Annotated in this window: 26 protein-coding genes; 12 read left to right on the top strand and 14 right to left on the bottom strand. The window is 66.7% G+C overall.

Annotation, left to right across the window (positions count from 1 at the left end; translation table 11 throughout):
- Positions 1-354: 354 nt before the first annotated feature.
- Together E1263_RS23200 and E1263_RS23195 are read right to left on the bottom strand one after the other, a co-directional pair.
- Positions 355-1,224, bottom strand: a complete 870-nt coding sequence (locus E1263_RS23200; RefSeq protein WP_132170779.1) for an aminoglycoside phosphotransferase family protein — start codon at positions 1,222-1,224, stop codon at positions 355-357.
- 24 nt (positions 1,225-1,248) lie between these two features.
- Positions 1,249-2,217 carry a hypothetical protein gene (locus E1263_RS23195; protein WP_132170777.1) on the bottom strand — a complete coding sequence of 323 codons (969 nt, stop codon included), beginning with the start codon at positions 2,215-2,217 and terminating at the stop codon, positions 1,249-1,251.
- 259 nt (positions 2,218-2,476) lie between these two features.
- Between E1263_RS23195 and metG the strand changes: the two genes are divergently transcribed.
- A complete protein-coding gene (gene metG, locus E1263_RS23190; RefSeq protein ID WP_132170775.1) occupies positions 2,477-3,979 on the top strand; it encodes a methionine--tRNA ligase in 1,503 nt (500 codons plus the stop codon).
- A gap of 5 nt (positions 3,980-3,984) precedes the next feature.
- Here metG and E1263_RS23185 read toward each other — a convergent pair whose 3' ends face one another.
- The 8 genes from E1263_RS23185 to E1263_RS23150 all read right to left on the bottom strand — a co-directional run bounded on the left by E1263_RS23185 (position 3,985) and on the right by E1263_RS23150 (position 9,583).
- Positions 3,985-4,308 (bottom strand): DUF2469 domain-containing protein, encoded by a 324-nt coding sequence (locus E1263_RS23185; RefSeq protein ID WP_012922325.1) that lies wholly within the window; start codon positions 4,306-4,308, stop codon positions 3,985-3,987.
- Positions 4,305-5,006 carry a ribonuclease HII gene (locus E1263_RS23180; protein WP_132170773.1) on the bottom strand — a complete coding sequence of 234 codons (702 nt, stop codon included), beginning with the start codon at positions 5,004-5,006 and terminating at the stop codon, positions 4,305-4,307. The genes E1263_RS23185 and E1263_RS23180 overlap by 4 nt, the downstream gene beginning before the upstream one ends.
- Before the next feature lie 82 nt (positions 5,007-5,088).
- A complete protein-coding gene (gene lepB / locus E1263_RS23175; RefSeq protein WP_132170771.1) occupies positions 5,089-5,859 on the bottom strand; it encodes a signal peptidase I in 771 nt (256 codons plus the stop codon).
- Entirely contained in the window at positions 5,856-6,485 is a 630-nt protein-coding gene (gene lepB, locus E1263_RS23170; RefSeq protein WP_238161442.1) for a signal peptidase I, read from the bottom strand. Before lepB (E1263_RS23170) ends, lepB (E1263_RS23175) begins: the two co-directional genes overlap by 4 nt.
- A gap of 148 nt (positions 6,486-6,633) precedes the next feature.
- The gene (gene rplS / locus E1263_RS23165) at positions 6,634-6,996 is read right to left on the bottom strand and encodes a 50S ribosomal protein L19 (RefSeq protein ID WP_132170767.1); all 363 of its coding nucleotides are present in this window, start codon (positions 6,994-6,996) and stop codon (positions 6,634-6,636) included.
- Positions 6,997-7,207: 211 nt separating this feature from the next.
- Positions 7,208-8,404 carry a tRNA (guanosine(37)-N1)-methyltransferase TrmD gene (gene trmD / locus E1263_RS23160; RefSeq protein ID WP_132170765.1) on the bottom strand — a complete coding sequence of 399 codons (1,197 nt, stop codon included), beginning with the start codon at positions 8,402-8,404 and terminating at the stop codon, positions 7,208-7,210.
- The gene (gene rimM, locus E1263_RS23155) at positions 8,401-8,976 is read right to left on the bottom strand and encodes a ribosome maturation factor RimM (protein ID WP_238161440.1); all 576 of its coding nucleotides are present in this window, start codon (positions 8,974-8,976) and stop codon (positions 8,401-8,403) included. Before rimM ends, trmD begins: the two co-directional genes overlap by 4 nt.
- Before the next feature lie 19 nt (positions 8,977-8,995).
- Entirely contained in the window at positions 8,996-9,583 is a 588-nt protein-coding gene (locus E1263_RS23150) for a helix-turn-helix domain-containing protein (protein WP_132170763.1), read from the bottom strand.
- A gap of 153 nt (positions 9,584-9,736) precedes the next feature.
- On the opposite strand from E1263_RS23150, the gene E1263_RS23145 reads away from it, so the two are divergent.
- The 6 genes from E1263_RS23145 to E1263_RS23120 are packed head-to-tail and all read left to right on the top strand — an operon-like array spanning position 9,737 to position 16,119.
- Complete coding sequence (locus tag E1263_RS23145; RefSeq protein ID WP_132170761.1) at positions 9,737-10,609, top strand: ABC transporter substrate-binding protein; 873 nt, start codon at positions 9,737-9,739, stop codon at positions 10,607-10,609.
- Between the two features lie 2 nt (positions 10,610-10,611).
- The gene (locus tag E1263_RS23140) at positions 10,612-11,448 is read left to right on the top strand and encodes an amino acid ABC transporter permease (RefSeq protein WP_238161438.1); all 837 of its coding nucleotides are present in this window, start codon (positions 10,612-10,614) and stop codon (positions 11,446-11,448) included.
- Positions 11,448-12,200: an amino acid ABC transporter ATP-binding protein gene (locus E1263_RS23135; RefSeq protein ID WP_132170784.1), complete on the top strand. Its 753-nt coding sequence runs from the start codon at positions 11,448-11,450 to the stop codon at positions 12,198-12,200. Before E1263_RS23140 ends, E1263_RS23135 begins: the two co-directional genes overlap by 1 nt.
- Position 12,201: 1 nt before the next feature.
- The gene (gene speB / locus E1263_RS23130) at positions 12,202-13,149 is read left to right on the top strand and encodes an agmatinase (protein WP_132170757.1); all 948 of its coding nucleotides are present in this window, start codon (positions 12,202-12,204) and stop codon (positions 13,147-13,149) included.
- Positions 13,142-14,704, top strand: coding sequence for a 5-guanidino-2-oxopentanoate decarboxylase (locus tag E1263_RS23125; protein ID WP_132170755.1), 1,563 nt, complete (start codon positions 13,142-13,144; stop codon positions 14,702-14,704). The genes speB and E1263_RS23125 overlap by 8 nt, the downstream gene beginning before the upstream one ends.
- Positions 14,701-16,119 carry an aminobutyraldehyde dehydrogenase gene (locus tag E1263_RS23120; RefSeq protein ID WP_132170753.1) on the top strand — a complete coding sequence of 473 codons (1,419 nt, stop codon included), beginning with the start codon at positions 14,701-14,703 and terminating at the stop codon, positions 16,117-16,119. The genes E1263_RS23125 and E1263_RS23120 overlap by 4 nt, the downstream gene beginning before the upstream one ends.
- Positions 16,120-16,174: 55 nt before the next feature.
- Here the strand turns inward: E1263_RS23120 and E1263_RS23115 are convergent, their stop codons facing one another.
- The 4 genes from E1263_RS23115 to E1263_RS23100 all read right to left on the bottom strand — a co-directional run bounded on the left by E1263_RS23115 (position 16,175) and on the right by E1263_RS23100 (position 19,206).
- On the bottom strand, positions 16,175-16,426 hold the full coding sequence (locus E1263_RS23115) for an RNA-binding protein (RefSeq protein ID WP_132170782.1): 252 nt from the start codon (positions 16,424-16,426) through the stop codon (positions 16,175-16,177).
- A gap of 5 nt (positions 16,427-16,431) precedes the next feature.
- Positions 16,432-16,935 (bottom strand): 30S ribosomal protein S16, encoded by a 504-nt coding sequence (gene rpsP / locus E1263_RS23110; RefSeq protein WP_132170751.1) that lies wholly within the window; start codon positions 16,933-16,935, stop codon positions 16,432-16,434.
- A gap of 178 nt (positions 16,936-17,113) precedes the next feature.
- Positions 17,114-18,457 carry a 6-phospho-beta-glucosidase gene (locus E1263_RS23105; RefSeq protein WP_132170749.1) on the bottom strand — a complete coding sequence of 448 codons (1,344 nt, stop codon included), beginning with the start codon at positions 18,455-18,457 and terminating at the stop codon, positions 17,114-17,116.
- Positions 18,454-19,206, bottom strand: a complete 753-nt coding sequence (locus tag E1263_RS23100) for a DeoR/GlpR family DNA-binding transcription regulator (protein WP_132170747.1) — start codon at positions 19,204-19,206, stop codon at positions 18,454-18,456. Before E1263_RS23100 ends, E1263_RS23105 begins: the two co-directional genes overlap by 4 nt.
- A 128-nt stretch (positions 19,207-19,334) precedes the next feature.
- On the opposite strand from E1263_RS23100, the gene E1263_RS23095 reads away from it, so the two are divergent.
- The 5 genes from E1263_RS23095 to E1263_RS23075 are packed head-to-tail and all read left to right on the top strand — an operon-like array spanning position 19,335 to position 23,516.
- Positions 19,335-20,285 (top strand): carbohydrate kinase family protein, encoded by a 951-nt coding sequence (locus E1263_RS23095; RefSeq protein WP_132170745.1) that lies wholly within the window; start codon positions 19,335-19,337, stop codon positions 20,283-20,285.
- A gap of 5 nt (positions 20,286-20,290) precedes the next feature.
- The gene (locus E1263_RS23090) at positions 20,291-21,580 is read left to right on the top strand and encodes an extracellular solute-binding protein (protein WP_132170743.1); all 1,290 of its coding nucleotides are present in this window, start codon (positions 20,291-20,293) and stop codon (positions 21,578-21,580) included.
- Positions 21,577-22,458, top strand: a complete 882-nt coding sequence (locus E1263_RS23085; protein ID WP_238161436.1) for a carbohydrate ABC transporter permease — start codon at positions 21,577-21,579, stop codon at positions 22,456-22,458. The genes E1263_RS23090 and E1263_RS23085 overlap by 4 nt, the downstream gene beginning before the upstream one ends.
- On the top strand, positions 22,455-23,279 hold the full coding sequence (locus E1263_RS23080) for a carbohydrate ABC transporter permease (protein ID WP_132170739.1): 825 nt from the start codon (positions 22,455-22,457) through the stop codon (positions 23,277-23,279). The genes E1263_RS23085 and E1263_RS23080 overlap by 4 nt, the downstream gene beginning before the upstream one ends.
- A 42-nt stretch (positions 23,280-23,321) precedes the next feature.
- The gene (locus E1263_RS23075) at positions 23,322-23,516 is read left to right on the top strand and encodes a hypothetical protein (protein WP_132170737.1); all 195 of its coding nucleotides are present in this window, start codon (positions 23,322-23,324) and stop codon (positions 23,514-23,516) included.
- The last annotated feature ends 19 nt before the right edge of the window (positions 23,517-23,535 follow it).

The following is a 23,535-nucleotide window of genomic DNA, read 5'->3' as shown; positions in this document are numbered from 1 at the left end:
CCGCCGCACCCTGGACGCCGTCCCCGTCCAGAGCCCAGCCCCCACAGACCGCATAGCCACCACCGCCGGCCTGGACATCCCCACCACACAAGCAGCCCTGGAAACCCTCGCCGAACTGGAACTCGTCCACCCCACCGAAACCGGCTGGTGCCTCACTCCCAACACCGCTTAGCGCTCGCGCCCACGCCCGAAGTCGTGGTGACACGGGTGGTGACGTCTTGAAAGCGTGAAGGTGCGTCGCCAGCGCGTTCCCGGACGTCTTCTCTGCCGAGCGCCGCGGTCGGATCTGTGATCCTGCCGGCTGGGGAGTTCTGCCTGTCGATTCCGGTTCGTTCTGCTCCCCGACCCCGGTGATCAGGGGGATTGGCGGAGTTCGGCCAGGAGGTCGGCGATCATGCGGTGGCCTTGCTGCTCATAGGCCTCGTCGCCGATCTTGTAGGCCCAGGCTGCGGTGCTGATGGCGTCGCGGATACGGAGTCTGAGCCAGGCGTCGGGTTGGCGGGGGTCTGGGCCGTAGCCTTCGAGGAAGGCGGCTGCGAGTTCCGGCCTGGCTCGGAACTGTTGGGCGGCGAGCCGGCCGAAGTCGGTGTGTGGAGGCCTGAGGGCAGCGCGGCCGAAGTCGATGGCTCCGACCCGATCGCCGTGGCGAAGCCAATTGCGGGGTTGCCAGTCGCCATGTGTCGGTACGACGACCGATGGCGGGGTCGGCCACTGCTCGACTTCGGCGGTCAGGACGGCGACTGCTTCCGCGGAGATGCGGTGGGGCCGACCGAGCCAGGCGAGAGCCGAAGCTTTCTCCTGGCGCTCGAATTCGCCGTCGTCGAGGACCGCGTGCCGGCCGTGGAAGCGCGCCAGGAGTTCGCCGGCCTGGCGGTAGGTGTCACGGCTCCACTCGTGGTCGGTTCCCTCGACGAGTTCTCCTGGGAGGTATTCGGTGACGAGCAGCTTCGCCTCGTCATCACCCTGGATGAACCGCGGCGCGTGGCCCGTGGAGGCCAGGACCTCGACCCATTGGCGGTGCGCAGCCAACTCTCGGACCAGGTGACGGTCGTGAACGTCGCCCGCCTTGACGATGTAGGAGGTGTCGTCGGCTCCCCGCAACTGAAGAACTGTCGTACCGACCTGACCCCAGCTGTGGTCGCGCTCGAAGGCAGCACCCGGCAGCCAGCGGTTCAGTAGTTCCAGCTGCTGCGAGCTGAGTTGCTCAAAATCCGTACCGGCCATGTTCCTGCGCAACCCGGCGCCGGGTCAGTCGGTGTCGGAGAAGTGAGCGAGCAGGTTCGCGGCGCCGAAGAAGGCGAGCGGCACGGTCAAGGGCACGATCCACACAGCGGCAATCAGTGTGGCGGCTACCGGGAGGCTGCTGCCTGCGGTCGTGTCGACGACGGCGAGGGTGCCGATCATGGCCGTCAGCGCGGCCTGGGCCAGTGGTAGAGATCGGCGGCCGAAGGGTGGGGCGCCGGGTCCCAGCCAGAGCAGGTAGGTCGCAACGACAGCCCCTCCGAGGATCCCGACTCCGATCCCGACGACGAAAGCGTCGGACCGTCGGCCCACTGCCTCGGCGGGAGCGGCGAACCAGCTCCAGAAGGTGGCAGCGGCACCGGTCCGGACCAGCACTAGCGTGACGGCGGCGAAGAACAGGAGATAGCCCAGGGCTCGTAGGGCGAGACCTGCCTTGGCTGATCGCTTTTCGACTTGATCGAGTAGGCGGCCGACTGCCCATCCGGCCAGGCCGCCGACCAGAGCAGCTAGACACCAGGCGATCCAGGAGGCGACGTACAGGCCGAGCTTGTCCTTGCTGAGCTCAGTGCTGACGGACTCGGCGGCGATCGCGAGCAGCCAGCCGGCGCCGGCGCCGGCCAGGAAGCCACCACCGAAGCCCATCACCAGACCGGCTACAGCGCTTAGACCAATCGCGGTGGCCGTGAACGAACTACCCAGCAGCGTTGACAGGACGCTGCCCGACAGCAGCCAGATGGCTGACGCCGCGACAACCCCGGTGACGACCGACCCCGCCAGGCGCACGATCCAGCCGCCGTCGAGGAACAGGCGGAGGAGCGCGTCCAGGAACTCGTTGACCGACTTCTCGGCCAGCCATCGCAGCGCCTTGCCCAGCGGCGTCCGCTCAGCCATCCGACGACTCGCCGCATTGCGCCGACGGCGGGTGCTGCGCCGCTCAGGCTCGTAGTCCGACGGCATCATGCGGACGTAGCTCACGTCAGTACCCCTCCATCGGCCGGCCGATCCCCAGGCAGAGCAGTCTTCTCCCTCGTTCTACCCCGCAACAGCGCTGCAAATCAGGTGCTGTCGGCTGGAGCGGACGGTAGCCTCAGATTCCATGAACACCGCACAGCGAATGATGGGCCCCTTGGTGGGCCTCTTCGTCGTGCGCTGAATCTCAGCCAGTCGAGCCCCCGGTGGTGGGCTCGACCCGATGTGGGGCTCCCTGCCGATCTGATCGGGAAGGAACCCACTCATGAACCCGTACTACGTCACCACCGCGATCCCCTACGTCAACGCAGCGCCGCATCTCGGCCATGCGCTCGAGCTCGTGCAGACCGACGTGCTCGCCCGGCATCGCCGGCTCCGTGGTCAGCCGGTCCGGTTCCTGTCCGGCACCGACGACCACGCGTTGAAGAACGCGCTCGCCGCCCGGAAGGCCGGCATACCGGTGAGCGACTTCGTGAACAGTGCTGCCGACCGCTTCCAAGCGCTCCAAGGCGTTCTCGCGTTGAGTTGCGACGACTTCATCCGGACCTCGACCGACCTGCGGCATCGTCCCGGCGTCGACTATCTGTGGCAGCGCTGCGCGGAGGCTGGCGACTTCTACCAGCGTTCCTACACGGGTCTCTACTGCCTCGGGTGTGAGCAGTTCTACGAACCGGACTCCCTGGTCGCCGGTATCTGTCCGGAGCACGGCACAGAGCCCGAGCAGGTCACCGAGACGAACTGGTTCTTCCGCCTGAGCCGCTACCGCGACCAGATCAGGGACGCGATCACCTCCGGCGCGCTCACCATCAATCCACCGCAGAAGCGCAACGAAGTCCTCGCGCTCCTCGACAACGGACTGCGCGACTTCAGCGTCTCCCGGCCGGCAGCACGCTCGGGCGGATGGGGCATCCCTGTCCCTGGCGACCCGGACCAGGTGATCTACGTCTGGTGGGACGCGCTGACCAACTACCTCACGGCGCTCGGTGTGGATCGGCCCGGCCCGGACTACGCGACCTGGTGGGCAGGTGACGGTGAACGCGTGCACGTGATCGGCAAGGGGATCACCCGCTTTCATGCCGTCTACTGGATCGGCCTCCTGCTCTCAGCCGGCCAGCCGCTGCCGACCACCATCCACGTCCACGACTACATCAACCTCGGCGGCGCCAAGCTCTCGAAGAGCACCGGCAACATCGTCGATCCCGTCGACCTGGTCACCACGTATGGCGCGGACGCCCTGCGCTGGTGGCTCACCCGCGAGGTTCCCCTGCTCGGCGACACCGAGTTCACCACGGAGCGCCTGATCCAGGCCTACAACACCGACCTCGCCAACGGTCTCGGAAACCTGGCCAACCGGACCGTGACACTGCTGCACAAGCATTACGACGGCCGGCTCCTCCTCAGCGGTGAACCACTGAGCGGGCCGGGTTGGAGCAGCGTCGACCTGGACGCCGCCTGCGCCAGCCTGCCATCGAGGATCGACGCTGCCCTGCGCACCGCGGACTTCCGTTCGGCAACCGCGTACCTCACCGCCACCGTCAGCCTCGCCAATCAGCTGCTGAACGCCGCGGAGCCCTGGAAGGTACTCAAGAGCCACAGCGGAGATGCAGAGCTCACGCACCGTCTCCTCAGCCGCGTCGCACACGTCTGCCGCACGGTCGCCGCAGAGCTCGGCCCGTTCTGCCCAGGCGGAGCCACCCGGCTGACGCATCAACTCGGTGACGGCGATCGCGTCACCGAGCCCCAGCCGGCGTTCCTTCGCCTCGGGTAAGCCGCTCAGCGACCGAAGTCGGAGTCCTTGGGGACCTCTAGGTCGGACTTGGCGAGTTCTTCGATGTTGACGTCGCGGAAGGTGACGACCTTGGCGTTCTTGACGAAGCGGGCGGAACGGTAGACGTCCCAGACCCAGGCATCGGCCATCGTCACCTCGAAGTAGACGTCGCCGCCTTCGGTGCGGACCTTGAGGTCCACGGCGTTGCACAGGTAGAACCGGCGTTCGGTCTCTACGACGTACTTGAAGATCCCGACGACGTCCTTGTACTCCCGATAGAGCTGAAGCTCCATATCGGTTTCGTACTTCTCGAGATCATCTGCGCTCATCTACTGCTCTCCACTCCGGTGGGACTGGTGACATTCTGTCCCATATCGGGCCGCAGACTGCGGCGGACATTCTCGAACCGCCGTCGATGTTGTGGACACGGGCCGTATTCGTCCAGTGCCGCCTGGTGTTCGGGGGTGTTGTACCCCTTGTGGACGGCAAAGCCGTACTGCGGGTACTCCAGGTCCCACTGCTGCATGATGCGGTCGCGGGTGACCTTGGCGATCACCGAGGCGGCGGCGATACAGGCTGCCACCCGGTCACCCTTCCAGATCGCGAGCCCCGGTACGCCGAGACCGTCGACGCTGAAGCCGTCGGTCAGCACGTACGACGCGCGCGTGTCGAGGCGGAAGAGGGCCCGGCGGAGCGCCTGCAGGTTCGCCACGTGCATGCCGAGGCGGTCGCACTCGGGAGCCTCGATCGCGACCACCGACCAGGCCAATGCCCGGTTGCGGATCTCCTCGTAGCAGCGGTCGCGGGCCTTCGCGGTGAGCAGCTTGGAATCGGCCAGCTCGGGGATCTGGCCGCGTTTGCCCTCGGGCAGGATCACCGCGGCCGCGACCAGCGGGCCGGCGCACGGTCCGCGCCCGGCCTCGTCGACGCCGGCGATCGGATCCAGGCCGACCCGGCGCAAGGCCCGCTCGTACCCGTACAACCCGGCGTCCCGGCGCACCGTGCTCCCCCGGGGCAACACGCTCATCTAGCCCTCCGCATCACAGGCTCCACCCTAGGCAATCCCACCGACGAACACGGCATCCGGTCGGCGCGGTGCCGAGCGGGTGCTACTTGGGTGGCGGCGTGAGCGAGATCGACGGCTTGGCCGGCGGCGGGCCGGCCGCCGCAGGCACGGACTTGAAGGTGTCCGGTACGCCGAGTTTGGCCCAGCGACCGGCCGGCCAGACGACCAGGATCGCGCGGCCGGTGACCTTGTCCAGCGGGACGAAGGCCGCGTCACCGGGGTTACCGCCCTCGGCGTCGACGTCCTGCAGGTGCACGCGGGAGTCGCCGGAGGCAGAGCGGTGGTCACCCATCACGAAGATCCGGCCGGCCGGAACCGTGACCTGGAACTCCATCTGGGAGGCCGCGTCACCGGGGTACAGGTAACTGGTCTCTTCCAGCGGCTGGCCGTTGACCAGCAGCCGGCCCTTGGTGTCGCAGCATTCGATCTTGTCGCCCGGCATGCCGATCAGGCGCTTGATCAGGTGACCGTGGCTGGAGTCCGGCAGCAGTCCGACAACCTCGAAGAACCGGCCGACCTGACCGCGCTTCTGGCCGCTCTCCTCGGCGCCGAGCCAGCCGCCCGGATCCTCGAAGACGACCACGTCGCCCCGCTTGACGTCGGTGATCTTCTCGACCACGACCCGGTCACCGACGAGCAGCGTGTTCTCCATCGACTCGCTCGGGATGATGAACATCTGGCCGACGAAGGCGCGCAGGATCGAGGAGACGATCAGTGCTCCCACGACGATGAGCACGAACTCGCGGGCGGCGGCCGCGAAGCCCGAACGATGGGCGGGTTTGGCGGCGGCCGTCTTCGTCGGTGTATCGGTCACTTCTTCAGCCCCGGCTTCTTGAAGGTTTCCGGAGGACGCAGCATCGTCATCCGGTCAGACGGCCAGATTACGCAACAGGCCCGGCCAACCACGTTCTTGATCGGAACGAACCCACCACCGGGGCCACCCATGTGCGCCCGCGAGTCCGCCGACTGGGCCCGGTTGTCGCCCATCACCCACAGATGTCCGGCGGGCACGACGACGCTGAAGGGCGAGTCGGAGGGGTGCGCGTCCTTGAGCAGGTACTCCCGCTCGTCCAGGGCGATCCCGTTCACCGTGACGAGTCCGTTGCGGTTGCAGCAGACCACCTTGTCGCCGGGCAGCCCGATCACCCGTTTGACCAGGTGACCCTCACCGCTGCGCGGCAGAATACCGACGAACTCACCGACCTGCCGGAACGGTCCCGGCGTGACCGGTGCCTCGTTCAGCCAGTTGTCGGGGTCCTTGAAGACGATGATGTCCCCGCGCTCGACGTCGCGATGCAGATAGCTGACCTTCTCGGCCAGGATCCGGTCGTCCTTGGTGAGCGTGTCGTACATCGACTCCGACGGCACGTAGAAGGCCTCGGCCACGAACAGCCTCAAGACCACCGTGATCACCAGTGCAAGCACTGTCACGGTGGTCATTTCGATCAGCAGACTGAGCAGCGGATTCCGCTGCTTCAGCCTGCGGTGCCGTCCCTTGCTGCGACGAGCCCTGCTGGGCGCCGAACGCGGGCGAGCGCGAGTCGCAGTGCTCGGCGCCATAGGTGACCGTCGTCGCTAGAGAGTTGGCTCAGGAAGCCGGGAGGTTGTCCCGCTTCTCCTTGATCTTGGCAGCCTTGCCGCGCAGGTCGCGCAGGTAGTACAGCTTGGCGCGACGGACGTCACCGCGGGTGACGACCTCGACCTTGTCGACGATCGGGGTGTGCATCGGGAAGGTGCGCTCGACGCCGACACCGAAGCTGACCTTACGGACCGTGAAGGTCTCCTGCAGGCCACCACCGTGGCGACGGATCACAACACCCTTGAAGACCTGGACGCGGGACCGGTTGCCTTCGACGACCTTCACGTGCACGTTGACGGTGTCACCGGCGCGGAAGGCCGGGATGTCGTCGCGCTTGCTCGCGTTGTCGAGCTCGGTCAGGATCTTGCTCATCTGAGGTCTCTTCTCTCGCGCGTGCCACAGGTCACCCACGAAGTGGTTGGTAGCGAAGTCAGTGAAAAGCTGCCAGTCGGTGGTCACCCCCTGTGGCAGGAGCACCGAAAGAGCAGCAGCAGACAATCTTGCCACACGCCCCACACGGTAACGAAATCAGCTCAGCGCGAGAGCGCATAGTGACGGAGTTTGGAAGCGGAGCGTGACGGCACTACTTTCTCCGGCGCCGCTTGGCCAGGTGCACCAGATCGACCTTCGGGGTCTGGGCTTCCCGTCGCAACTCTCGGTAGCCAGCCTTGCGGTAGATGGCCAGATTCCGCTCGCTCCGCCCACCCGTGTTCAGCTCGTACGACGTCACCTCGGCCGGCGCCAGCTTCTCGACCGTCCGCAGCAGCCGGGTCCCGAGACCACGCCCCTGCCAGTCCGGAGCGACAGCGATCCGCCCGATGTAGCCCACCGAGTCGTTGATCGTCAGCTGCACCGAGCCGACGATCCGCGTCCCCGCCACGGCCTTCAGCACGATCCCCTCGCTCAGCCGCTCCGCCGCAGCCTCAGGCGTCTCTAGCAGCGGCGGGATCTCGTACTCGTCGTACAAGCGCCCCTCCGACAAGAACGCGGCCAACTGCAGCGCGTGGATCTCCCCGGCATCACCAGAAGCCGCGGGCAGGATCCGGATGCCGTCGGCATCCTCGTCCTCAGCCAGTACGGCGCCCCACGCCGCCAGAAGATCCGGACGCCGCTCCGCCGTACGGCTGATGGACTGCTGATGCCGCCACTCAGCGATCTTGCCGTGGTTCCCCGACAGCAGGATCTCCGGTACGTCGTGCCCTCGCCAGCTCACCGGCTTCGTGTACACGGGGTACTCCAGCAGGCCATCCCCCGAATGCGACTCTTCAGCCAGCGACTCCGGGTTCCCGATCACGCCGGGCAGCAGCCGAGCCACCGCCTCCACCATGACCAGTACGGCGACCTCCCCGCCGTTCAGCACGTAGTCGCCGATCGACACCTCGTCGACGCGCATCCGCTCTCCCGCGTATGCCGCGACCCGCGCATCGATGCCCTCATACCGGCCGCATGCGAACGCCAGCCACGGCTCCTCGGCCAGCTCATAGGCGAGCGCCTGGGTGAACGGCCGCCCCGCAGGCGTCGGCACGATCAGTCGCGGCTGCGACGGGCCGTCCGGTGGCGCGACGGCATCCAGCGCCTCACCCCATGGCTCCGGCTTCATCACCATCCCCGCGCCACCGCCGTACGGGGTGTCGTCGACGGTCCGGTGCCGGTCATTGGTCCACTGCCGCAGGTCGTGCAACCGCACATCCAGCAGGCCGCTCTGCGTCGCCTTGCCGACCAGTGAGACGTCGAGTGCGGCCAGGTACTCCGGGAAGATCGTGAGTACGTCCAGCCTCATCGGGCCGTGTCCCCAGGCTCTGCCGGAACCACCTCGGCGCCGTCAGGGTCGAGCAGACCCGGGCGGTCTGCCACCGTCACATAGCCGGCATCCAGGTCGATCTGAGGAACCAGCTCCTCGACCAACGGCACCAGTACGGCGTTGCCGGCCGGCCGGCGCACCTCCAGCAGATCCTGCGAGGGCAGGTGGATCACGTCGATCACCTCACCGGCCTCTTCGCCAGTAGTGGTGCGGACCTTCAGACCGATCAGCTCGCGGTCGTAGTACTCCTCGGGGTCCTCAGGCCGCTCGTTCTCGCCGATCTCCGCCTGGACCTCCAGGTTGCGCAGATTCTCCGCAGCAGTCCGGTCCGGCGACTCGACGAACTTCACCAGCAACCGCCCGCTGTGCCACCGGCTGGACTCCACGGTGAGCGTCCGGGGCGGCTCGGCGACCGTCACGAGTTCGGCACCCGCAGCGAAGCGCAGGTCCGGATCATCCGTCCGGACGATCATGCCGATATCGCCCTTGATCCCGTGCGCCCGGCCGATTCGGCCGACAATCACCAGCACCGCAGTTCCTCTCAACGCCATGACACAACAGCACAGTGTCTCAGGCGCTCCCGCTCCAGGGCGCAGGGGTAAGCACCCAGATCAGCTCGGCGGGCTCGGTCGGGCTGGAGTTGACCCAGGTGTGCGGCTCCCCACCCGGGAACGTGAGCGCATCACCGGCCGCCAACTGGACCCGGCGATCGGTGAACAGCATCTCGATGCTCCCGGCGATCACGTACACCACTTCGTACTCACAGTTGATCGTGTAGAAGTCCGATCCGCCGGTCCCGCCCGGCTCGGCGTCGGTGTGCACCATCTGGACCCGGGACTGCCCACGCGGGGTCATCAGCCGCTCGTCGACCCCGGAACCACCCAAGTTGATCGCCGGGGCGCCATCACGCCGTACCAGTGCGACGTCCGGCACCGTGAACAGCGAGCCGACGTCCAGGCTCATCACCTCACACAAGGTGATCAGCGAGGCGACGCTGAGCGAAGTCTCGTCGCGCTCGACCCGGCTGAGGAAGCCCTTGGTCAGTCCGGCGGCCGAGGCGAGCTGGTCGAGCGTGTAGCCGTGCGCCTGCCGGGCCGCCCGTAGCCGGGAGCCGATCCGGACTTCGTTGTTCGACGGCGATACCGGTAACGGACGCATCGAAAGTCCTTCCTATCAGGCGGAGCCACAAGATCACTGCGGTAAGTCCTTGACACCCAATCATGCCCGCCCTGATGCTCATACGACAACCTTTGTTGCCTGTGATGAAACATCCTCGAAACAATCGGCCCCGACCGTCCGGGAGAACCCACCATGCGGATTCCACTTCTCGCCCTCGTCACCGCACTGACCCTTGTGTCGTGCGCGGCGCCTGACGCGGTCGAATCCCCGGCCGGAGGCGGCGCCACGACCACCGCACTGGCCAGGGACGACGCCGCGGCCGCGCTCCTGCCCGACGCGATCAAAACGGCCGGCAAGGTCCGCGTCGCCTCCGGAGTGAGCTTCCCGCCGATGGAATTCTTTGCTGAGGACAACAAAACTGTGCTCGGCTTCGACGCGGACCTGGGCGCGGCGCTCGGGCAGGTGCTCGGCGTCCCGTTCGAGTTCCAGAACACCAACTTCGACGGCATCATCGGCGGCCTCAACGCCAACCGGTACGACCTGGCGCTGACCAGCATGATCGACAAGAAAGCGCGTCAGGAGACGGTGGACTTCGTCGACTACCTGAACTCCGGCGTCACCTTCATGGTTGTCAAGGGCAACAAAGAGGGACTGAAACAGAAACAGGACTTGTGCGGCCGCAAGGTCGCTGTCGAGAAGAGCGCAACCGGTGACCTGACCGCCGACGACATCGCCAAGGAATGCAAGCTGACCAAGCTGCCGTTCCCCGACCAGGCGAGCGCGGTCCAGGCGCTGCAGTCCGGCCGCGCGGACGCCGTCCTGGCGCTTGACCTGACGCTGGCCTACAACGTCAAACAGTCACCGGATGCCTTCGAGATCGCGAGTAAGCCGTTCGGCACGCTGCCCGTCGGCATCCCGATCCCGAAGAACAACCCGAAGCTGCGCGACGCCGTCCAGGCCGCGTTGAAGAAGGTCATCGAAAGTGGCACGTACGACGCGTTGCTGGCGAAGTGGAATCTCACCGATCAGGCGCTCAAAGACGCACCCCTCAACCAGGGCACGTGATGATGAGCACCGCTGACGAGCCGATCGTCCGGCTCCGGCATCCGGGCCGCTGGGTCGCGGCCGCCGTGATCGTCTTCCTGCTGGTCGTCTTCATCCACTTCGTTGCCACCGCCCCCAAACTGCGGCTCGATCTCGTGGTCGGCTATCTGTTCGAGAAGTCGATCATGCTCGGCCTGGTCAAGACTCTGCAGCTGACCGTGATCGCGATGCTCGTCGGTGCCGTCCTCGGCACGATCCTCGCCGTGATGCGCCTGTCCGAGAATCCGGTACTGCGTTCTGTTGCCGGCGGCTACGTCTGGCTCTTCCGTGGTACGCCGATCCTCGTGCAACTGCTGTTCTGGTTCTTCCTCGGCACGGTCGTACCGCAGCTCAGCATCGGCCTGCCGTTCGGCGGACCCGACCTGATCAGCTGGCCGACGAACACCGTGATCACCCAGTTCACGGCCGCGATTCTCGGGCTCGGACTGAACGAGGCGGCGTACATGGCCGAGATCGTCCGGGCCGGCATCGGATCGGTCGACTCCGGTCAGCGCGAAGCGGCCGAGGCGCTCAGCATGAGCCCGTGGATCACCTACCGGCGCGTGATTCTGCCGCAGGCGGCCCGGCTGATCGTACCACCGACAGCCAACCAGACGATCTCGATGCTCAAGCTCACCTCGCTGGTGCTGGTGATCGGCCTGCCCGAGCTCACCACGACCGCGCAACTGATCTACGGGCGCAACTTCCAGCAGATCCCGCTGCTGATCGTCGCAAGCCTCTGGTACCTGGTGCTGACCACGATCCTGACCGTCATCCAGAATCGGTTGGAGAACCGCATGAGCCGTGGAGTGCGCCGATGATGGTCGAGGCGATCAACGTGCGGAAGTCGTTCGGTGCGGTCGAGGTACTGAAGGGCATTGATCTGACGGTCGACGCCGGCGAGGTCGTGTCGCTGCTGGGACCGTCCGGATCGGGCAAGAGCACCTTCCTGCGCTGTATCAACCACCTTGAGCGGATCGACGGCGGCGAGATCAGTGTGAACGGCGAACTGGTCGGCTACCGGCGTCAGAACGGCCGGAAGTATGAGCTCCGGCCGCGGGAAACCGCTGCAGCGCGCAGGCATGTGGGCATGGTGTTCCAGCGCTTCAACCTGTTCCCGCACCGCACCGCCGTCGAGAACGTGATGGAGGCGCCGCTCTTCGTCAAGCGCGAGACGCGTGCGGCGGCAAAGCAGCAGGCGCTCGATCTGCTCGATCGCGTCGGCCTTGCGGACAAGGCAGCGGCGTACCCGGCGCAGTTGTCCGGCGGCCAGCAGCAGCGGGTGGCGATCGCGCGAGCGCTGGCGATGCGGCCGACGCTGATGCTGTTCGACGAACCGACATCGGCGCTCGACCCTGAGCTGGTCGGCGAGGTCCTTGAGGTGATGAAGGGCCTGGCCGCCGAGGGGATGACCATGATCGTGGTCACGCACGAGATCGGTTTCGCCCGGGAGGTCTGCCACCGGGTCGTCTTCATGGACGCCGGTGTCGTCGTCGAAGCCGGCCCGCCCCAGCAGGTGCTCACGAATCCCAGTCACGCCCGGACCCGGACCTTCCTGCAGAAAGTGCTCTGAGATGACCACGTATCAAGGCCCAGTCGACGCAACCAAGATCCCCCGGTACGGCGGCCCGCCCACGTTCGCGCGGTTGCCGCGGATCGACGAGGTGGCTCGTGCCGATGTCGCGGTGATCGGTGTACCGTTCGATTCCGGTGTCAGCTACCGCCCCGGCGCGCGCTTCGGGCCCGGGCACATCCGGGCGTCGTCGAAGCTGTTGCGTCCTTATAACCCGGTGCAGGACGTGGAACCGTTCGCATCGCAGCAGGTGGTCGATGCTGGTGACATCGCCTGCAACCCCTTCGACATTCTCGAAGCGGTGCAGCAGATCGACGCCGGTGTTCGCGAGGTGGTCGGGTTCGGTGCGAAGCCGTTGACGATCGGTGGTGATCACACCATCGCGCTGCCGTTGCTGCGGGTCATGCACGAGGCGCACGGGCCGATCGCGGTCGTTCACTTCGACGCGCATCTGGACACGTGGGACACGTACTTCGGTGCACCGATCACGCACGGTACGCCGTTCCGCCGGGCCTCCGAGGAGGGTTTGATCGATCAGACCGGGTCGCTGCACGTTGGGATCCGGGGCTCGCTGTATTCGCGGGAGGACCTGACCGACGACCAGGTGCTCGGGTTCCAGGTGATCGGCGCGCATCAGTTCGACGATCACGGGTGGCGCGGGGCGGTGGAGCGGATCAAGGCCCGGGTCGGTGATCGGCCGACGTACGTGTCGCTGGATATCGACGTACTGGACCCTGCGTTCGCGCCGGGGACGGGGACGCCGGAGGCGGGCGGGATCACCAGCCGGGAGTTGTTGCAGATGCTGCGGGCTTTTGGCGAGCTCAATCTAATCGGGGCGGACATCGTGGAGGTGGCGCCTGCGTATGACCACGCTGAGGTGACTGGCATCGCGGCTGCGCATGCGGCGTACGAGTTGATCAGTGCGATGGCACCGCGGACTCATGGCTGAGGCGGTGACAGGCGGCGCGGCCGTCGTGGACAGCCTGGTGGCGCAGGGTGTGCGGCACGTGTTCGGGATTCCGGGGACGCACAACCTGGAGATCTACCGGTATCTGCCGTCGTCGGGGATCCGGCATGTGGTGACGCGGCACGAGCAAGGTGCCGGGTACGCCGCGGACGGGTACGCGCGGGTGACGGGCGGGCCAGGCGTGCTGATCACCACTTCGGGACCAGGGATCACCAACGCGATCACTGCTCTCGCAACCTCGTACGCCGATTCGGTGCCGACGCTCGCGATCTCGCCCGGGCCGCCGCGTGGGACGGTGGGTAAGGACGTCGGCTGGCTGCATGAGCTGAAGAACCAGCAGGGTGCGCTGGATGCAGTCTGCGACCGGAGCATCCGGGTGGAGAGTGCGGACGAACTGCCGGAGGTGATCGCCGAGATCTTCGCCGGCTTCACCAGCCGGCGGCCGCGGCCGGTGCACCTGGAGGTGCCGGTCGACGTGCTGGAGGGTGAGTGGGTACGGCGCCCAGCCGCCGCTGCCCAAACGTTCGAGGTAGTTCAGGTCGACTCCGCGGAGATCGCGGCGGCGTTCGCTCAGGCGCGGCGCCCGCTGATCATCGCGGGTGGGGGTGCGCGGGGTGCAGCCGCGGAGATCCGCGCCCTGGCGGCGAACGGCGTACCGGTCCTGACGACGGTGAACGGCAAGGGGATCATCGACGAGCGCGACCCGGTCGCCCTCGGCGCGTCGATCCGGCTCCCGGCGGCGCATCGAGTGATCACGGAGGCCGACCTGGTAGTTGCTGTGGGCACCGAACTCGGCGACTCGGATCTCTGGGGCGGCGTTCCGCAAGCAGCCAAGGTGATCCGCATCGACATCGATCCCGCGCAGCTCCACAAGAACCTGCAGGCCGACCTCCCGATCACCGGGGACGCCCAGCAGGCACTCCAGCTCACCACCAAACGCTTCGACACCACGCACGTCACCGAGTGGCAGAAAGCGATCCGCGCCGACGCCGATCTGGATGCCGGTCCGTGGGCCGCGATCCAGGAATCCCTCGCCGGCGCGCTCCCCGCCGACACCGTGATCGCGGGTGACAGCTCGCAGGTCACGTATTACGGCACGGTCCATTTCTGGCCGTTCACAACCGCCAACCGCCTCCTCTACCCGACCGGCTACGCGACCCTCGGCTACGGCCTCCCCGCCGCGATCGGCGCGAAGATCGCCCAGCCGGAACGACCGGTGATCGGCCTCTTCGGCGACGGCGCGGCGATGTTCACGATCCAGGAGTTCGTCACCGCGACCGAGCTTCGGCTGCCGTTGCCCATCATCGTCATCAACAACGGCGGGTACGCCGAGATCCGCGAGCAGATGGTCGATCGCGGTATCGCCCCGCAAGCCGTCGACCTCTACCAACCGGACCTTCCCGCGATGGCCCGCGCGATCGGTGCGCACGGCATCGAAGCCACGTCGGCCGCCGCCCTGGGCGACCTGGCCGCCGAGGCCCTCACCACCGACCGCCCCACCCTGATCCAACTCACCATCAGCGGGAGCCGCGCGTGACCGTCCTCGGCAACATCATCGGCGGCAAACCCACGCCCGCGGCCAACTCGATGGAATTCGTCGATCCCGCAACCGCCCAACCACTCGGTACGGCGCCTCGCTCGCGACAAGCCGAGGTGGACGCGGCAGTCGCAGCGGCTGACGAGGCCTTCCACAGCTGGCGCCGTACGACGCCTGCCCAGCGACAGCAGGCGATCCTCGCGCTGGCCGACCTGGTCGAGCAGCACGCCGATGAGCTCATCGAGTGCGAGGTCCGCAACACAGGCAAACCGCGAGCGGCGACACGGGAGCTCGAGCTCCTTCCCTGCGTCGACCAATTGCGCTTCTTCGCCGGCGCGGCCCGGGTGCTCAACGGGATCGCGCAGGCCGAATACGAGGCCGGCTTCACCTCATCGCTACGTCGGGAGCCGGTCGGCGTGATCGCCCAGATCACCCCGTGGAACTACCCGTTGATGATGGCGATCTGGAAAATCGCGCCGGCACTCGCGGCCGGAAACACCGTCGTACTGAAACCAGCCGACACCACCCCCTGGAGCACAGTCCGCCTGGCTGAACTAGCGCAGGAAGTCCTGCCACCAGGCGTGCTCAACGTGGTCTGCGGCGACCGGGACACCGGCCGGCTACTGGTCACACACCGACGCCCGGACATGGTCGCGATCACCGGCAGCACGCGTGCCGGCGCCGAGGTGATGGCCGCGGCCGCCCCTACGCTCAAGAACGTTCACCTGGAACTCGGCGGCAAGGCCCCAGCGCTCGTCTTCGCCGACACCGACCTACGCCGGACGGCCGAACAGATCGCGTTCACCGGATTCTTCAACGCCGGCCAGGACTGCACCGCCGCGACCAGAGTCCTCGTCGAACAATCGGCGTACGACGAGTTTGTCGCCGAGCTGAGTGCCGCAGCGCGCGCCAGCCGGGCGGGGGCGCCGGACGATCCGGATGTCGCGTTCGGCCCACTGAACAGCGCGGACCAGAAAGGCCGGGTCGAGGAGTTCTTGACCGGGTTGCCGGATCACACCGAGATCGTGGCCGGCGGAACTGGCCGCGGCCCGGGCTACTTCCTCGACGCGACCGTGATCGCCGGAGCACGACAAGACGATGACGTCGTCCAGCGTGAGATCTTCGGACCGGTGCTGACCGTGCAGCCGTTCACCGACGAGGCCGAGGCGATCCGCCTGGCGAACGGCGTTGACCTCGCTCTGGCTTCCAGTGTCTGGACGACCGACCACGGCCGCGCCACCCGCCTGGCCGCCGAACTCGACTTCGGCACCGTCTGGATCAACTGCCACCAACTGCTCCCGGCCGAACTCCCGCACGGCGGCTTCAAACAGTCCGGCACCGGCAAGGACCTCTCGGTCTTCGGCCTCGAGGATTACACCCGCTTGAAGCACGTCATGAGCGCCTGGGAGTCCTGAGCAGACGTAAAGGCCGCGCCTCTGAGAGACGCGGCCTTTACCAGAGAACTGAGTTCTAGCGGCGGGGCCGCTTGTTCGCCTCGTCGACGAAGTCGATGCGCAGCGACTGCTCGGCGCTGAGCGCTCCGACGACCGTGCGGATCGCGGTGGCGGTCCGGCCGTTACGGCCGATCACCTTGCCGATGTCGTCGGGGTGCACGTGCACCTCGAGCGTCCGGCCGCGGCGCAGGGTGCGGGCCCGGACGTTCACGTCGTCCGGGTTGTCCACGATGCCCCGGACCAGGTGCTCCAGCGCCTCGGTCTCCATCACCGTCAGGCCTTGGCGTCGTCGGCGGCCGGAGCCTCGACAGCGGCCTCGTCAGCCTTGGGAGCCTCGTCGGTCTTGGCCTCGACGGCCTCGGCCTTCGGGGTCTCGTCCTTGGCGGCAGCCTTCTTCGCCGACTTCTTGGCGGTGACGGCCTCGGTCTTCAGCGTGCCGTGGGCCTCGGCCAGCGCCTCGTTGAAGATCTCCTGCTTGTCACGCTTCGGCTCCTTGACCCGCAGCGGCGGCGGGGCGTCAAGGCCCTTGAACTGCTGCCAGTCACCGGAGGCCTTGAAGATGGCCTCGACGGCCTCGGTCGGCTGCGCGCCGACGCTCAGCCAGTACTGCGCCCGGTCGGACTCGACGTGAATGAACGACGGCTCGGCCTTCGGGTTGTACTTACCGATCTCCTCGATGGCGCGGCCGTCACGCTTGTTGCGGGCGTCCATCACGACGATGCGGTAGTGCGGCGCACGCTTCTTGCCGATGCGCTTCAAACGGATCTTGACTGCCACGGTTGCGGGAACTCCCTTGGGATTACATGTCTGGGTGAGTAGCTCAGCGTCGTGGGGACAACGCCGAAACCGCTCGAATGGGCCGGACCCAGGCAGTGGAGTTAGAGGGCTGCACAAACCTGGACGGACTCAGCCATCCATTCTGCCAGATACCGGGGCACCGGGACCAATCCGGCCCTCACGCGCGCAGGTAGGCGAGGTCGGGGAGGTGAGCGGTGTAGGAATCGAGGAGCTGACCAGCGGCGGTGACGGAGTCGATCAGCGGGTGCCAGGCGAAGGCTCGGAGAGCGGCTGAGCGGGACGAGGCGGTGGCGGCTTCGATGGTGGAGCGCTCGACAGCCTTGACCGCGGTGACCAGACCGGCCTGGTGATCTGTGAGCTGGGACACAGCGAGCGGCAAGGCGCCGTTCGCGTCGACCGTGCACGGGATCTCGACCACGGCGTCGTCGTCGAGATGGTGCAGGATGCCGCGGTTGCGGACGTTCAGGATGAGCGAGGCTCGCTCGTTGTGCGCGATCGCGCGCATCAGCGACAGCGCGACCTGCTCATAGCCACCCGCCGCCATGTCGCGCTCGTCGCGCTCACCGGCATCGGCGATCTCACGACTCTCGACCATGTACGTCGACTCACGCTCGGCGCGGGTCTTTTGCCACAGCTCGAGCGCCTGGTCGGGGTGCTGCGCCGTCTCGGCGTAGAACGCGGACTGCTGCTCCAGGAGGAATGTCCCGCGAGTCTGCTCAACGGCCTGCACGGCGGCCAGTGTCTCGCGCGCGAAGTAGTAGTAGTGCAGGTACTCGTTCGGGATCGAGCCGAGCGACCGCAACCAGTCCACCCCGAACAGTCGCCCCTCCTCGAACGAGGTGAGCTCCTCGGTGGATGTCAGCAACTCAGGCAAGCGGTCGACCCCACCGGACCGCAACCCACGCAGCCAGCCAAGGTGATTCAGCCCCGCGTAGTCGTAGAAGGCAGTCGCCGGGTCGACTCCGAGCGCCAGCGCAGCCCGTCGGCCGAGACCGGACGGGGAGTCGCAGATCCCGATCACGCGGTCCCCCAGATACGGGATCATCGCCTCGGTCACCATCCCCGCCGGGTTGGTGAAGTTGATCGTCCAAGCCTCCGGCGCGAGCGCGGCAATCCGCTGCGCAATGGCAGTCGCGACAGGAATCGTCCGCAATCCATAGGCGATCCCGCCCGCACCAACCGTCTCCTGACCGAGCACACCCAGGTCGAGCGCCACTCGCTCGTCGACAGTCCGCCCCTCGAGCCCACCCACCCGGATAGCCGAGAAGATGAAATCCGCTCCCCGAATCGCGTCGTCCAGGGAGGTCGTCGCAGTCACCGCCGGCGGATCCACGAATTCGACAGCTTGCTGACGCAGTACGGCGGCGATGGACGACAGCCGCGTGGAATCCGTGTCGTACAAGGTGACTTCGGTGATGCGGCCGGGGCCGCGGTCGCCGAGGAGGGCGTGGTAGACGAGGGGGACGCGGAAACCGCCGCCGCCGAGGATGGTCAGTCTCATGCCAGCACCACCTGCGCTCCTGCTTCTGTCAGTTGGACTCGGGTTGCCGCGTCGGCGCCGGCTTCGGTGACGACCATATGGAGTTCGGTGGGTTCGCAGACGCGGGCGACGCCGTGGCCGGGGAACTTGGTGGCGTCGGCCAGCAGGACGACCCGGTCTGCGGCCTGGATCATCGCGCGCTTGACGGGAACCTCGATCATCGTGCTGTCCATGACGCGGCCGTCGGGGCGCACACCACTCGTGCCGAGGAACAGCCAGTCGACGTGGATCTGCCGCAGGCTCTCCTCGGTCAGATATCCGACCAGCGAGCGGTAGCTGCGCCGCACGAAACCGCCAAGGATGATCAGCTCGATCGACTCGTCGTATTGCAGCTCCTCCAGGACGGCAAGGTTGCTGGTGACAACGGTCAGCGACCGCCCGTGCAGGTGCTGAGCAACCCGCAACGCGGTCGTCCCGATATCCAGCAACACCGACTCGCCGTCTTGGACCAGCTCAGCAGCTCGCTGCGCGATCCGATCCTTCTCAGCAGCATGTACGGCGTTCACGTCGGCGAACGGCTCATCCCCGCCATCCACCGCGAGAGCGCCGCCGTACACGCGGGTCAGTCGGCCCTCGTCGTGCAGTTGCTCCAAGTCGCGACGGATCGTCGCCTCGCTGACCCTCAGACGGGCAGCCAGCACCTTCACACCCCCGGCCCCATCGACCCGGAGTGCGCGCACGATCTCGTCCTGACGCTGCTTCGGCAACACATCACGACCGTATCACGCAAACTCTGTCATTTTCAGTCACAGTTATGCTCGGGTATTGCGGAATCTGACAAAGCGATCCAAGATTCACGCAAGAGTTTGATCAAACCTGCAGGAGTGTGGGGCAGCTCATGGAAGAGCTTGACGTGGTCGTGTCCGGCCTGGTGTTCCAGGACCTGGTGCTCGGCCTGCCCACGCCCCCACGACCAGGCACGGAGGTCTGGGCCACCGATTCCCACGAGAGCCCGGGCGGCATCGCCAACTTTGCGGTCGCCCTGGCCAGACTCGGCCTCCGCACCGGCATGGCCGCAGCCTTCGGCGCCGACGACCTCGGCGACCGGCTCTGGGATCGCCTCACCACCGATGAGGGCATCGATCTCACGCTCTCCCGCAAGCTCCCCCACTGGCCGACACCGCTCACCGTGGCGCTTGCCTATGACAACGATCGCGCCTTGGTCACCCGCGGCAGCGCCTCACCACTAAGCGCCGACGACCTGATCACCACTCCCCCGAAGGCGAAAGCCGTTGCCGCCCACATCGGCCCCTGGCCGAACGAGTGGCTGGCCAAAGCGAAGTCCGCCGGCAGCGTGGTCTTCGCCGACGTCGGCTGGGACCCGACCGAGCAATGGGACCCCGCAGTCCTCGACCAACTCGAGTACTGCGACGTCTTCCTCCCGAACGCCGACGAAGCCATGGCCTACACCCGTACGACGTCGCCAGCGGCCGCGCTCGAGGCGCTCGCCCCGCGGGTCCCGGTGGTCGTGGTTTCCAACGGCGCTCACGGGGCGGAGGCGATCGACGGCCGGACCGGCGAGCGAGTCGCCGTACCGGCCTTCTCAGTCCCGGCGGCGGACACCACCGGGGCGGGTGATGTGTTCGCCGCCGGCTTCATTGCTGCCACGTTGTGGGATCTGCCGCTCGCGCAGCGGGTCCGCTTCGCCGCCCTCACTGCCGCTCTGTCCGTCACCAAGCTCGGCGGCGCCGACGCGGCGCCCCGCTGGGCGGACCTGGCCAGGTGGCAGCAAGAACATCCGGAAGACCAGCACCTCCAAGCGCTCATCAGCGCACACTCAGGAAGGTAAGACCAATGGACCTGTCACGTCGGACGCTGCTCGCTGGGGGCCTCGCAGCCGTGATCGGTGGCACCGTCGTCGCCTGTTCGTCCGGAATGGACACCGGCTCGGCCAAGAAGAACGCCACCGGCAACCTCGCGCTGTGGTGCTGGCCGGGCGGGCTCGGCAAGTCGGTGCTGGACGACACCATCGCGCACTTCCCGGACCAGCACATCAAGTTCTCCGAGGTGGGCGGCGACTTCAAGCAGAAGCTGCTGACCACGTTCAGCGGCGGGACGTCGATCCCGGACATCACCGGGATCAAGGGTGAGGACATCGCCTCGCTGCTCCCGCAGGCCAGCCGGTTCGTGGACCTGAAGACGATCGGTGCCGACGACGCCTTCCTCGGCCAGTACCTGGAGTGGAAGGTCAAGCAGGCAACGACGCTGGACGGCAAGGTGCTCGGCATCCCGATCGACATCGGGCCGACCGCGCTGTTCTACCGCGAGGACGTCTTCACCGCCGGCGGACTGCCGGGCGACCCGGCCGCGGTCGGCGCGCAGATGAAGAGCTGGGACGACTTCCTGCAGGCCGGGGTCGAGCTGAAGGCGAAGAACCCGAAGGCGTTCATCGTGGCCGACGCGGTCGACATGTACGGCACGATCGTCAACCAGGGCACGTCTCGCTATATCGACAAGGACAACAAGTTCATCGGCGACCAGGACCACATCCGTAAGGCGTGGGACACCGCGGTGAAGGCGATCACGCTCAAGGTCGACGGCAAGAACCTCGGCGGGACGAACGACTGGAACGCCGGCCTCGACCAGGGCACGGTGCCGACCGTCGTCGGCGCGGCCTGGGTCGCGCTGGACATCAAGGCAGCGGCGAAGACGAGTGTCGGCAAGTGGCGGGTCGCGCCGACGCCGGGCGGTCCGGCGAACTTCGGCGGCTCGTTCCTGGCGATCACCAAGAACGCCGCCGACCCGAAGGCCGCGTTCGAGGTGATCAAGTACATGCTCAGCCCGGACAACGAGGCCAAGGCGTTCGCGGACGCGCAGATCTTCCCGGCGACACCGGCGGCGTACGACAAGCCACAGTTGAAGGCGGCCGATCCGTTCTTCGGTGGACAGGTGCCGATCGACGTCTTCGGACCCGCCGCCAAGGACATCCCGATCGCGTACGAAGCGCCGCTCGACGCAGCGATCGCCGTACCGTTCACTGATGCACTGAAGCTGGTGCAGGTCGGTAAGAAGACCTCCGACGCGGCGTGGGCCGAGGCGATCGAGAAGGCCAAGCAGATCGGCAAACGTCAGGGCGTGCAGTGACGAAACGCGGCATCCTCTCTTACTGGCGCTTCTACCTGGCGCTGTCGCCGTTCTACATCCTGTTCTTGATCTTCGGGCTCTACCCGATGGCGTCGACGATCCTGCTCGGCTTCCAGAAGTGGGACGGGTTCAGCCCACGGACGTTCGTCGGGCTGCAGAACTTCGCGTTCCTGATCGAGGACAGCACGTTCTGGCTGGCACTGAAGAACACGGTCGTGCTGTTCTTCATGTCCACCGTGCCGACGCTGGCGATCGCGCTGGTGCTGGCCGTGATGCTGAACAGCGCTGTGCGGTTCTCCAGCGTCTACCGGATCGCCTACTTCATCCCGAACATCACGTCCCTGGTGGCGGCCGCGATCTTCTTCGCGGCCGTCTTCAGTACGAACTTCGGGCTGATCAACTCCGGTCTGCGGGCCCTCGGCATCGAGACGCAGGACTGGCTCGGCCAACCCTGGGGCATCAAGATCGCGATCTCGACGATGATCGTGTGGCAATGGGCCGGGTACAACACGATCATCTATCTGGCCGGACTGCAGGCGATCCCCCGCGAACAGTACGAGGCGGCCAAGGTCGACGGTGCGGGCGCGACCCGGACCTTCTTCTCGATCACGCTGCCGCAGCTGCGACCCGTCGTACTGTTCACCGTCGTCACCGCCACGATCGGCGGCCTGCAGACGTTCACCGAGCCACAGGTGATGGTCGGCAACAGCGGCGGTGTCGGCCAGAGCGGCCTGACGATCGTCATGTACTTCTACCAACAGGCCTTCCTCAACAACGACTACGGGTACGCCGCAGCGATTGCCCTGAGCATCTTCATGCTCGTACTGCTGTTCACGGCGATCAACTGGAAGCTGGTCGGCGGAAGGGGTAAGCAGTGAGGTGGCATTGGCGCGGTGCGACGCTGCACGTGGTCCTGGCGATCGCCGGACTCCTGAGCCTGTTCCCGTTCTACTGGACGCTGGTGATGGCGACGAACACCACCGCCGACATCTACCGGTTCCCACCGAAGTTCACCCTCGGCTCACAGCTCGACGACAACGTCCGGGCCGTACTGGCAAACGTTGCGTTCTTCCAGTCGATGGGGAACACGGTGGTGGTGGCGGTCGCGACGACGCTGCTGGTGCTGTTCTTCGATTCGCTGGCTGCGTTCACGTTCGCGAAGTACAGGTTCCCGGGACGCAACGCGCTGTTCGTGATCCTGCTGGCGACGATGCTGCTGCCGGCTCAGCTCGGCGCGATCCCGCAGTTCCAGACGATGGCGGCGTTCGGCTGGGTCGGATCGCTGAAGGCACTGATCATTCCGGCGGCGGCCAATGCCTTCGGCATCTTCTGGTTGCGGCAGTACTTCTCGAGCTCGATCCACGATGAGCTGGTCGAAGCGGCCACGCTGGACGGTTGCGGGTTCCTCGGTGTCTACCGGCATGTGGCGCTGCCGTCGGCCCGGCCGGCGCTGGCGTTCCTCGGGATCTTCACCTTCGTCGGATCCTGGAACGACTACTTCTGGCCGCTGGTTGTTCTGACCAACCCCGATCACCTGACTCTGCAGGTCGCGCTGTCCAGTCTCAACCGGTCGCACGGTGTCGACTACAGCATGGTGATGACCGGAGCACTGATGGCGATGGTGCCCCTCATCGTGATCTTCATCGTCTTCGCCCGCCAGTTCATCAAGGGCGCAACGGAAGGAGCGGTCAGAGGTTAAGCTCTGGAACCAGGAGCAAGCGCGGTACGTCGGAGGGGCGTCATGGTTGGCAAGCGGGGACGCGTGATCGGGCGGATCGCACCAGGAATCGTCGGCGAAGTCATGTTGCCGGTCCGTGGTGCCACCGAAGCCTTCTACGCTTACCCCGCGGTCGACGAGGAGATCGAGGTCGGCGCGCAGGTCGTGGTCGTGGACTACGACCCGCCCCGCTCGGTCTACGTCGCCCGCGCCTTGTAGTTCGCGCTCTGTAGCTTCT

Source organism: Kribbella antibiotica, from assembly GCF_004349055.1.
GTDB lineage: Bacteria > Actinomycetota > Actinomycetes > Propionibacteriales > Kribbellaceae > Kribbella > Kribbella antibiotica.
The sequence above is the reverse complement of the archived record's forward strand: the minus strand, read 5'-3'. Positions and strand labels throughout refer to the sequence as shown.